The organism is Candidatus Neomarinimicrobiota bacterium (assembly GCA_018647265.1).
Taxonomy (GTDB): Bacteria; Fidelibacterota; Marinisomatia; order Marinisomatales; family TCS55; genus TCS55.
This window is the reverse complement of sequence record JABGTK010000150.1, coordinates 1-11636: the sequence shown is the minus strand read 5'-3', so window position 1 is coordinate 11636 and position 11636 is coordinate 1. Positions and strand designations below refer to the sequence as shown.

Annotated in this window: 9 protein-coding genes; all 9 read right to left on the bottom strand. The window is 40.0% G+C overall.

Annotated features, from left to right (window positions below):
• On the bottom strand, positions 1-684 hold a 684-nt coding region (locus HN459_09335), incomplete at its 3' end, for a phosphoglyceromutase (protein ID MBT3479646.1).
• Positions 681-1682 carry a DUF4249 family protein gene (locus tag HN459_09330; GenBank protein MBT3479645.1) on the bottom strand — a complete coding sequence of 334 codons (1002 nt, stop codon included), beginning with the start codon at positions 1680-1682 and terminating at the stop codon, positions 681-683. The genes HN459_09335 and HN459_09330, both read right to left, overlap by 4 nt.
• Positions 1672-3942, bottom strand: coding sequence for a TonB-dependent receptor (locus HN459_09325; GenBank protein MBT3479644.1), 2271 nt, complete (start codon positions 3940-3942; stop codon positions 1672-1674). The genes HN459_09330 and HN459_09325 overlap by 11 nt, the downstream gene beginning before the upstream one ends.
• Positions 3917-4225 (bottom strand): peroxiredoxin, encoded by a 309-nt coding sequence (locus HN459_09320; protein MBT3479643.1) that lies wholly within the window; start codon positions 4223-4225, stop codon positions 3917-3919. Before HN459_09320 ends, HN459_09325 begins: the two co-directional genes overlap by 26 nt.
• Positions 4226-4417: a redoxin domain-containing protein gene (locus tag HN459_09315; protein MBT3479642.1), complete on the bottom strand. Its 192-nt coding sequence runs from the start codon at positions 4415-4417 to the stop codon at positions 4226-4228.
• Positions 4418-4632: 215 nt separating this feature from the next.
• On the bottom strand, positions 4633-6726 hold the full coding sequence (locus HN459_09310) for a hypothetical protein (protein ID MBT3479641.1): 2094 nt from the start codon (positions 6724-6726) through the stop codon (positions 4633-4635).
• A 7-nt stretch (positions 6727-6733) separates the two neighbouring features.
• Positions 6734-8215: a DUF1501 domain-containing protein gene (locus HN459_09305; GenBank protein MBT3479640.1), complete on the bottom strand. Its 1482-nt coding sequence runs from the start codon at positions 8213-8215 to the stop codon at positions 6734-6736.
• Between the two features lie 5 nt (positions 8216-8220).
• Positions 8221-10515 (bottom strand): DUF1553 domain-containing protein, encoded by a 2295-nt coding sequence (locus HN459_09300; protein ID MBT3479639.1) that lies wholly within the window; start codon positions 10513-10515, stop codon positions 8221-8223.
• Positions 10516-10523: 8 nt separating this feature from the next.
• A partial coding sequence (locus tag HN459_09295) for an amidohydrolase (protein ID MBT3479638.1) occupies positions 10524-11636 on the bottom strand: 1113 nt, incomplete at its 5' end.

Below are 11636 nucleotides of genomic sequence, written 5' to 3'. Positions count from 1 at the left end.
TTTTAAATATTCCATTGCATATTCATGCGTGAGTGCATCCCATCGGACACCCAATCCATAGCCTTCATAGGGCATATAAGAAACAAATTCATTCATCCATTTTTGTTTTTGCGTTAAGAGGCTGTCTTTAAGTGGAAATCCTCCGGAATTGATGGTGAAATCATTACGTTCGTTATTCAGAATCCAATCAAAAACATCCCAAGAACCAAAGGCAGCAACTTTCTTTTCAAATCCAGATTGTTCATTCATGAATTCAAGTACATTAATGTTGGGATTCAATATTTTGTCGTTACTCTTTACACTGTCATCATTAAACCCTACCAACAGCTCACTGTATCCCGGATAAGAAAATAGATACGGATTTGTTAATCGCATGACACTGCCTTTCCTTTTATTCCCATAAATTTGTCCGGATTTCCCAATGGTTTTCCACAAGAAAGGCATCAATGTTTCACGCCTTTCATTCTCATCAGATTTCCAAAATTTCGCTCGCGTGCCTGCTAAATCTTTCACCATTATTGAATCATTGATAATATTTTGATCGGCGCCTGTAAATATTTCCTGCCAGCGAACACCATCCAGTGTAATCAAAATAACATTTTCAGTTTGGTAACCTTTCGGGTTTTTACTATCGTTTTCAGTGCAGCCGATAATTACAAATAAAACAAAGATTAGTTTTTTCATTTTTCTTCCGTTTTTACATAGACTAAAAAGTATTTTGAATAGGTGGATGAAAACAAACCATAACCGCCATCAATATTGCTTTCGGGGAGAATATATTGATTTTGGGGTGGACCAAGTGGAAACCCTTTATAATATTTCCTAAATGATTCATCCGCCACTTGGACCTCAACCAAATGAACACCGGTGTAATTAAAGGATAGCCAACCAAAATCCAAATATTCTTGGCTCAAATGCCATACGATGGGATTCGCCCAATAATACTGTCCTTCACCGTTTACCATCATGTGTCCTTTAAAAATATGGGCTGAAAGGGTTGTATCTACTATAGCATTCCCTGCATCATCTTGGAGGGCGTAGCTAACAAGGCGCATCATACCCGGATTGCTTTCTGCATCCCATTTAACAACAAACATGGGAATCGAAGCAAAACTGGTGGTATAGCAACTGCCCTCTTTATACACAACAGTATCCATTTTGACTTTAGAGAAATCGCCTGTATTTATCGCTTGCCGAATGTCACTTTTTGTATTTTCATCCAAATACAAATTGATTGGAAACACTGTTACCGGTTTACCGTCGCATTGATAATCAGATGAAAGAACTGAACGAATATGAAGCGTGTCAGGTATAATAGTTTCCGATGTAAGTGTTTGCCCCTCCCATTTCACAGATAGCTCATATTTTATATTCGGTAATGTTTTTTCGCCCACATATTTTTTAATATATCGCCCTGGAGAATTTTTTATCGGCTTAAATGGATGGGTGAATACATGTCCCTTTATGGATACATCCGCATCAGAAATCCAATTCGCTTCTGCTTCATGGGGTTGACCAATATCGTAAGTCCGTGAAACAAATATTGTATCACTCAATCCTTCGTTTGCTCGGAGATTCCCAAACACCACTATTTTTTCTTTATAAGACTCGGTATCATCCACTGGTTCGCAGGAGGACACAAAAAGCCCAAGAAGGGCTAAATAGATAATTCTAAAATTCAAAAGTCACTCCAATACTGGGTATAATTGGTAATCCATTGATGGCGCCTCGTTGCGGACGACCTTCGTCATCTTCGTCAATTTCTTTATCACCATCATCATCGGTACCATTAATTGTACTACCAAAGCGGTAGGCATAACGGAATACATTCTTTTGCCAATATGTATTTACAATCTGGATAAACACATCCATGCTTTTCCCTTTAAACTTTGTATGGTAAACAGCACCTAAATCTAATCGATGATAGAGCGGATAACGGCCACCATTCCGAGCTCCGGGGATTGTGCGGAAAATCTGTGTAGAGGCATCCGGCACTTTTTCAATATAATAACCAAGGATTTGTGTGTAAGGCTGGCCGGTCTGGAATGTCCATTTCCCATTAATATCCCATTTGGGATTTAACCTAAAATTGCCAATAATATTAAAAACATGGCGCCGGTCCCAATTGGTATAATATTCCTTATTTTGAAATTTCTTCCGCGCTATGGACCAAGAATAAGAAGCCCATCCGTTTATCCTTCCCAATCGTTTTTCTAGGAAGATTTCAAACCCATAAGCGTACCCATCGCCCACATCAACAAGGTCATCTAAAGTTTCATCAGAAACGATCTCATCCACGGTGGATCGTTCATCTACAAAGGTGAGTAAATTTTTCAAATCTTTGTAATAAGTTTCCACTTGTAAGCGATATGACGATCCAAAATATTCCTCATATCCTAATACGATCTGATTAGCTGATGCAGGAGCTACAGATGAATCAACTGCAAACCAAGCGTCCAAAATTTTTGGATTAAAATCATCTTGAATTGTTTCCATAAATTGATGATAGACGCCGGCAGAAAAATTAATGTAGCGGTCCTGAGTTAGCAAAAATTTCATCCCGAAACGAGGATCAATGAAAATATCTTCCCTAGCTTTGTCATAATAATTCACCCGAATCCCAGGTTCAATCATCAGTCGCGATGTGGGCCAATATTTCATTTTAGTATATACGGCCCCTTCCTTTGGATGAGTTCGTGTATCGAAAATAGTACTATCCAAAAAAGTACTACTGTAAACAAAATCCAAGTCTTTCATTTCACCGCCGAACCGCACCTGAATATCTTGGGAAGCAAACCACGTCCAATCTGTCCGGAAACTAAAATCATCAATATAATCTTCTTCATTTACCCCTGACTCTCCACCAAGGCCAAAAAAGATGTTAAAGCGACTTTTGGCAAGGAGCCAGTTGGACACCAGTTTTGTATTGAAAAATTTGCGATAATTCATACTAACTGTCTGGTTGCCCCATTGTCCTTTAAGCAATAACTCATCCCAAAAGAGGTCATCTTTCCCCAAATAAAAAGACATTGAGAGTCTATCATTTTTACCAACATCTTGAAAAACATGGCCTTGTAAATCATAAAAATAATAGGGAAACTCCATGGATGTTCCCTTAAATATCTGGTCAAAATAGGTCCGTCTTCCGGACATGAGCCAAGCGCCATTTCCAACGGGACCTTCTAAAGTAGTTTGGGCCGAAAGGAGTGAGATTGACCCTTTTCCATTGAATTCATTTCGGTTCCCTTCACGGCTACGAACATTAAGGACGGCGGAAAGTCTGCCGCCATATTCTGCATTGAATCCACCTTTTAAGAGATCCGCTTCTTTAATGGCATCAACAATAAAATTGGAAAATAATCCGCCTACGTGAGAGGGGTTATAAACGGTGATGCCATCCAACAAAATTAAGTTTTGGTCAGAGTTACCGCCGCGAATAACAAGGCCTGTACTGAATTCAGATTCAGTAAGAACGCCGGGTAAACTTTGAAGTGTTCTGAAAAGGTCCGCTTCTCCAAGTTGAGGCACATTTTTAAGTTGGCGCATATTGAGCGTATTACGACTGATCTGAATATTTACACGCCGATCTACCTCTTTGCCGGTCACTTCAATGGCACTCATTTCGATGGGAGTTATTTCCAGGGCAATGGACAGTTCAAGGTCATCACCATTATTAAGGGGAATTTGCTTCTTCTCAGTATTATAACCCAAATAAGAAATGACGACTTCATAATCGCCCGATGGGATTTCACTCACAACATAATAACCGTCGTAATTGGTGGCTGTCCCCAAATCAGTCCCGGAGAGGTAAACATTGGCACCAATGAGGGCTTCTCCCGAACTTTTATCAGTAATGAAGCCGTGTATATAGTTGAGCTCCTGGGCGTTCAACCATCCCAAGAGAATGAGAAATAAACTATTCTTTACCCAAGATGTCGTCAAGTATTTCCCCCGCGTGTGTGTTGACGTTCATTTTCTTATAAATTTTTTCGATACGGCCTTTATTATCTAATACAAAGGTCACACGGCTAGCCCAAAATCTGCCTTTCGTACCGTATGCTTTAGAAACTTTTTTTCCCTTATCGGACAATAAAGTAAAGGGCAAATTGAACTTTTTCTTGAATGCCGACAATGCTTTGGGTGAATCATAACTGATACCGAATACGGTAATATTTTCTTTTTCATACTCACTGAATGCGTTGCGGAACCCGCACGCTTCCTTGATTCATCCTGGTGTATCAGCTTTAGGGAAAAAATAAACAATCACCCATTTTCCGCGATAATCCTTTAGGGTAATCTTTTTATTTTCTTCAGATAAGAGTGTAAAATCGGGCGCCATATCCCCAACCTTCAATGTATCTGCTGATTTGCCAAATAGAAAAGTCATCATTGTGAAGAGAAATATAGATGTTTTCATCGATTGCTTGTGCATGGATTTTATCCTTTCAGATATGCTAGAGTTTCCACAGAAAATGAGGTTCAATCAATATTTTAATCTTGAAAATCTTTTGAACCGTCACAAGTATTTCCTTCCATCAGCATGGTGAGTCAATCTCCTAAAATGGGGAACCAACTGAAGCGGTCTAATAATGCAGCCCCTAATTCTACAATTATCGCCAATAATAGCAATTTTCATTCGACAATCACTTCGTTAAAAAATATCCAAGCTTTTTTTCCGCGACCTTGATGCCAATCTGGACACAGACCTCTATTGACAATCTTTAATTTGAGAAATTTCGCAGTTTCGTCATATAAATCAAAACTAATTGTCTTATTAAAATTTTCATCTTTTAGTTGAGGGTCAGGTAAAAACTTCATGGCAATTTTTTTATAATTCTGTCCGTCATTCGAGGAAAATACCTCAATTTTTTCCGGAGGAAAAATCCAATAATCACTGTCAATCAACATATTTAAAGAAATCTTTTTCACAACTAATTCATCATGAAAAGCCAAGTCGATTTCTGCGTTTTCTCCTTCATAGCCCAACCAAGTACCATCATCAAAATGAATAGAACCCAAATTTTTATCATTTATAGAAGCAGCACCTTTTCCGAAATATTTGTTACTTGGGTCTGGGGATAAGACTACATCCTTAAATTTATGAGTTTGAAAGAAAACGGTATGTTTTAGCACCTTAGACCGTTGCCATCCCTCCTTTTTTGCATATATATTTAATTCTACTGAACGATCAATATCTAAAATATCACGGTCCAACTTTTCCCAATCATCCATAGGTATAGTACTATCAAACGAATAATAGTATTCTACATCTTCAATAGATGAATTTAATTTTAATTGACTTGTTTCATCTATAAATTTTTGATCCAAAGCAAAACTGGGCGTAGGTAATTCTACTCCTTTTAAAATCGATTCTTTTCCTTCGCCCAAATTAATGGACAAATCCAGAAGTGTATTTTTCAGGGTTGATATATTTTCTAATGTAATCTCGGTTTCACCTATATAGAGCATTTTAAGTCTATCAAAAGTTACCAGAGAATTTATTGATTCCTCGGAAATACTCGTTCCGAACAAGTTCAGGTGAGTCAAGTTTTCACTATTTATATTTTGTAAATCCTTGTCAGAAATAGATGTATTTTTCAAGTGTAGCTTGACCAAATTATTAAACCTAGATAGAAACCGCCAATCTAGGATATTCGCTCCAGATAAATCGAGCTGGACGATTTGTTGTGCTACAGATTTTAATAGATTAATCTTTGCCTTAGTTATGGTATCCTGACGGTTAAAATACGACACCTGCAATTGGGGATAATCTAAAACAATGGGGGTAACGGCAAAACCCGCTTCAATTAATTGGTTAATTTTAGGGGGGGATGCTTTTGGTACATTGATATATTTAGCTTCTGTGGAAAATCGATTTTTTTCAATCAATTTTTGAATAACTTTCTTCATGCCACTACGAGGATCTAAATCGGCAACCATTACATTATTGGGAAGCCCTGTATCTATCCAAATTTTTAACAATTCAATTTCATCTGAATTTAACTTTTTTTTACCTTTTGGTGGCATGGCATCGTCATCATCTCCTGACAATGAAATGCGTCGAATGATTTCACTAGCAGAGGCATTTCCTACCGCAACAATCGGGCCGCTTACGCCCCCCTTTATGAGCGACTCAAAAGTTTCCAAATTTAATTCGTTATTTGGCTTTTCCTTATTATGACAGCTTTGACAATTGTCCTCCAGCAACGGTGCAATGACATGAGGATATATGGAAATATCAGCCAAGTTAACTTCGTTGGCAACACTATCACTTTTGTTCTTAGATGAAATGAATACTTTTGTTATGAATCCTTTGCCATGGGTGAGTTCACCACCCAAATGTCCCGAGATAAAAATGCTCAAAATCGTTACAGTAAAAAGTGGTAAATATAGTTTTTTATGTCGAAAAATATATGTGACTATTGCTAGTAGGGTTGTGAAAATCCCTGCCAATTGATGATTCATTATTGCTTCTAACTCGTAACTACCGCTTCTTGATAAAATAAAGCCTGTGGTAGTTGCAATAATGGCACTGAGCAATCCCAAAAACAAAACTAAAGGTACAGATTCATTTAAATAAGATTTTTTCTCTATATTAAAATATCCGACCACCGCCATAATATAAGCAATAATGAGAAACCCAATTGGTAGATGAATAATTAATGGATGAAAGCGCCCAATAAATTGAATGAATGGATGCACAAATATTGAACTGACTTCAAGCATAAAATCTCTAAGCCAAAATATCACTAATTACATGACCGGATACATCCGTCAATCGGTAAGGCCGTCCCTGGAAATTGTAAGTCAATTCTTCGTGGTCAAGTCCCAAGAGATGTAGAATGGTCGCCTGTAAGTCATGAACGTGTGTTCTCCCCTCCACGCCATAGTAACCAATATCATCTGTTTCTCCGTAAGAGATTCCCTGCTTCACGCCGCCGCCTGCCATCCAAATTGTAAAAGCTTCCAGCAAATGATCCCGCCCCTTATATACCATTTCTTTGCCACCGCGATTCTCCCGCATGGGGGTTCGACCAAATTCACCACCCCATACAACTAGTGTCTCTTCCAGCATACCTCTCTGTTTCAGATCTATAATAAGGGCCGTCATAGCTTTATCAACTTCCCTGCAACGATCCTTGAAACCCAAGTCTAACGCTTCATTCGCCGATGCACCGTGACCATCCCAACCCCAGTGATATAGTTGAATAAACCGGCAGCCGCGTTCGGCCAACCTGCGGGCCAAAACACAGTTATTGGCGAAAGAAGATCCTCCCGGTTCTGACCCATACATTTGATGTACATATTCTGGTTCCTTATAAATGTCCATTGCTTCCGGCACAGACATCTGCATTTTAAAAGCCATTTCATATTGTGAAATCCGCGTTAAGGTTTCAGGGTCTCCAACTTCATTATAGTGTTTTTCATTCAGTTTATTAATTCCTTTTACAATTTTTTCTTTCAATCCACGAGTCAGATTTTTCGGGTCGGAAAGATACATCACAGGATCACCTTGGCTCCTACATTCAACACCTTGATAAATAGAAGGTAAAAATCCGCTCCCCCAAATACTTTTACCCGCACTGGGATTTTTCCCGCCAGAGACAAGTACAATAAACCCAGGCAGATTTTCATTTTCAGATCCGAGACCATAAGTCACCCATGATCCCATACTGGGTCTTCCTAGGCGAGGGAAGCCCGTTTGCATTAAAAGCTGGGCAGGCGCATGGTTAAACTCATTTGTATGCATAGCCTTTAAAAAGGATACATCATCAACGATTGTGGAAAAATGGGGAAGGCGATCAGAAACCCAAGCACCGGAATCTCCATATTGTTTAAAGGGATAAAGAGGACCCAACATTTTTGGTGTTCCTTCAATAAATGCGAATCGTTTACCTTCCAATAAGGATTGGGGACAATCCTGACCATCTAACTCTTGCAACGCCGGTTTATAGTCAAATAATTCAAGTTGAGATGGCGCCCCAGCCATATGCAAATAAATAACCCGTTTTGCTTTTGGAGCGAACATTGACGGCTTTGCCAAAAGAGGATTTCCCATTCTTGCTAGTTTATCCAATCCCCCAACAACTTTTTGATTACACCCTGCCAAGGATCCCAAAGCCATCGCACCCAGCCCCGTAGAACATTGTTTTAAAAAATGCCGACGTGTTTCAAATTCTACTTTTCGAATATATGCCTCTAGGTATTTATTCATCATATTTATTGCCGGGTTAAAAATTCATCTAAATTTAAAATTACATTCGCCACCACTGCCATGGGCGTTTTCAACGTTTCACCATAATCATCTGTAGACGCCCCCCCTGGTTCATCCATATTTAATGTTGAAGAAGCTTTCGCGTGAACACCTTTGAGTATATTTATTTCAGACTGAGTCGGTTCACGCTGTAATGCCCGCTGAAATATCTCAATAATCTGCTGATCAAGATTGCTTCCCCTCCCCTCAATCAAATTTGCCAGTGCATTCGCCGCTTCCAAATAAACAGGGTCATTCAGAGTAACCAATGCCTGCAAGGGAGTATTGGTAAGAATACGCCGATTCACACAAATTTCACGACTGGGACTATCAAAACTCATCATGGATGGATACGGACTTGTTCGTCGCCAATAAGTATATAATCCTCGTCTATGAGCATCCTCTCCGACAGATGTTTCCCAAGTTACGCCGTTATAAATTACTTGCCATACCCCTTCTGGTTGATAGGGTTTTACACTGGGGCCATACATTTTTTTACTTAACAAATGGGCCACTGCCAAAGATTGATCTCTGATCTGTTCCGCACTTAACCTTATCCGGGATGCACGAGCCAATAAATAATTGTATGGGTCTTTATCCTGGTTTTCAGATGTAATTGTTGAAGACTGCATATAGGTTGAAGAAGTGACCATCAATTTCAGTAGGGATTTCATCCCCCATTTAAATTCTCCCTGAAACTGCAAGGCAAGCCAATCGAGTAATTCAGGATGGGTAGGTGATGCACCCTGTGATCCAAAAACTTCTAGTGTTTCTACAATACCCCGCCCAAAAAGTTTGGCCCAAAAACGGTTCACAGTTACTCTGGCAGTCAGTGGATTTTCTCCAGAAACCAGCCATCTGGCCATTGACAATCGATCCGGGCTATTCTGAATTTTAATTGGCGGCATAGAGGCTGGAACACCCGATGATACCTGAATCCCTTTGTCCAACCAATTTCCCTTAACAAACATATGTGTTTCTCTGCGATTATCTGCTTTTGTCGCTTTCATAATAGGAAGGGAAGTTGCTTTTATACTGTCCAATGAAATTTCTTTTGCCGACAATTGGGCACTTTTATATGGGCTTCCTTTATTCTCACTGATCCATAATTTAATGAGGGCGATTCTCGACTCGTCTTCTTTGGTATATACATCCATAACCGGTTCTTCTGTTGGCAAATCCGAGTCGGCTGTATTATTGAAAAAAGAGTAAAACTGGTAATATTCTTTATGTCTAAATGGATCATAAGGATGACTGTGACATTGGACGCAACTGAATGTCATCCCCTGCCAAACTTCCCAGGTTGTGTTGACCCGATCTATAACAGCTGCAACCCTGAATTCTTCATCATCGGTTCCCCCTTCATCATTGTTCATGGTATTTCGATGAAAAGCAGTAGCAATCATTTGATCATTTGTGGGATTCGGAAGCAGATCTCCAGCAAGTTGATTAATGGTAAACTGATCAAAGGGCATGTCCTGATTAAAGGCATCAATCAACCAGTCCCTGTATTTCCAAATTTCACGATGGGCGTCTTTTTCGTATCCTTTAGAATCTGCATACCGTGCCAGGTCCATCCACATAGATGCCCAATGTTCCCCAAAACGGGGGGATGACAAAAGATAATCTACAAGTTTTTCGTAAGCTTCTGGTGAATCGTCATTGAAGAACGATTCCCGAGATTGCATCGTCGGAGGCAACCCAATGAGGTCTAAGCTAACTCTTCTTAACAGTGTTTCTTTATCCGCTTCTTTAGAGGGCTTTAGGCCTTCCTCATTTAACCGCGCCAAGATAAATTGATCTATAGGGTTTTTAATCCACCCATTGGATTCATTCTTGTGTGGCGTTATTGACTTCGGTGGTATGAATGCCCAATAATCTTTCCACTTGGCACCCTGATCTATCCATCGCGTTAAAATATCAATTTCATTGGGGGATAGAGGATCCTCACCCAAAGGCATTCTTTCATTTGAATCGCGATGGGTCACCCGTGCGATTAATTCACTCCTAGCTGCATTCCCGGGAAATATAATCCTGTTACCATTATTACTTTTTCCCAATGCTTCTTCTTCAAATAAAAAACTAACACCCGCCAATTTTCTCACACCACCATGACAGGCGATGCATTTATTATTTATTATAGGGCGAACGTGTTCATTATAATCAATTAAGGTGAGACTGGTTTTCGCATCCTTTCCAGAATTGCATGAAAAGACTACGATCGTTAAAAGGCAGGTGAAAAAAGTAAAGGGAAAACGCATCTGCATTATTATTTTCGATAATCTAGTGGCGGTTTTCGATCCCCCAAAAGAGAGTAATAGTTAAATTTTAACCCTCTCCTTTCAATTAATTCTTTTTTTGCATCTTTCACCGCTTCCGGATTGTTGTATAAATCAACGGCAGTACCGGCAATTGCTTTGGCCGCATTCATCATACCTTTCATACCGATACCCATACCGCCTGCAGCTACAGCTTGCCATGTGTGTGCTGATGTTCCCGGGATCCATGTGGCAGTTCTAAGTCCTGCAGTTGGCACCATCCAACTCACATCACCTACGTCGGTGGAACCTCCCCCTTTAGAAAATTTATAGGGCTGAACTACCGCCGCAGAAGATATATCTCTGTCCGGTGACCGAAGTGTCTTGTAAATCTCCTCTGCAAATTTTCTTTCTTTTTTTGTGTACGATACTCCGCCAATCTCTACTAAATTTTTATACATAATTTTTTGCGCCACATTATTGGCCAATACAGGACGATTCCCATGGATAATCTCATATTCCAGCCGAGTACCTGTCCCTAAGGCTGCACCTTCTGCAGTTTTTATAACTCTTCCCCAGATGCCCTCAAGAATATCTACATTAAAATCACGAACGTAATAATAAACTTCTGCATAGTCCGGGACCACATTGGGGGCATCGCCGCCATGAGTAATGACATAGTGAATGCGTGAACCATCGGGAATATGTTCCCGCATGAGGTTCACCATGTGGTTCATAGCTTCCACCGCATCTAAAGATGAACGCCCTTTTTCCGGGGCGCCGGCGGCGTGGGCGGAATAACCGTGAAATCTAAATTTTGCTGAACGGTTGGCCATTGATGATCTTGGACTGGCCATATTCTGATCACCGGCATGCCAGTGAAGGACAACATCCACATCATCAAAAAGTCCAGCGCGAACCATATAAACTTTCCCGGAACCGCCTTCTTCAGCTGGTGTACCGTAGAGTCTGATCGTCCCTTTTTGTCCCGTTTTCTTTAAATAGTCTTTTACCGCAATGGCTGCAGCTATGGATGCTGTTCCAAATAAATGATGACCGCAAGCATGACCGGCAGCGCCATCAACAATCGCCTTTCTTTCAGTAGCTACTTCCTGAGATATGCC

What these genes read in the sequence shown, in the direction of transcription:
- HN459_09315 (MBT3479642.1), bottom strand. Translation starts at nt 4,417, where the DNA reads ATGAAAACATCTATATTTCTCTTCACAATGATGACTTTTCTATTTGGC.
- HN459_09310 (MBT3479641.1), bottom strand. Translation starts at nt 6,726, where the DNA reads ATGCTTGAAGTCAGTTCAATATTTGTGCATCCATTCATTCAATTTATT.
- HN459_09305 (MBT3479640.1), bottom strand. Translation starts at nt 8,215, where the DNA reads ATGAATAAATACCTAGAGGCATATATTCGAAAAGTAGAATTTGAAACA.
- HN459_09300 (MBT3479639.1), bottom strand. Translation starts at nt 10,515, where the DNA reads ATGCGTTTTCCCTTTACTTTTTTCACCTGCCTTTTAACGATCGTAGTC.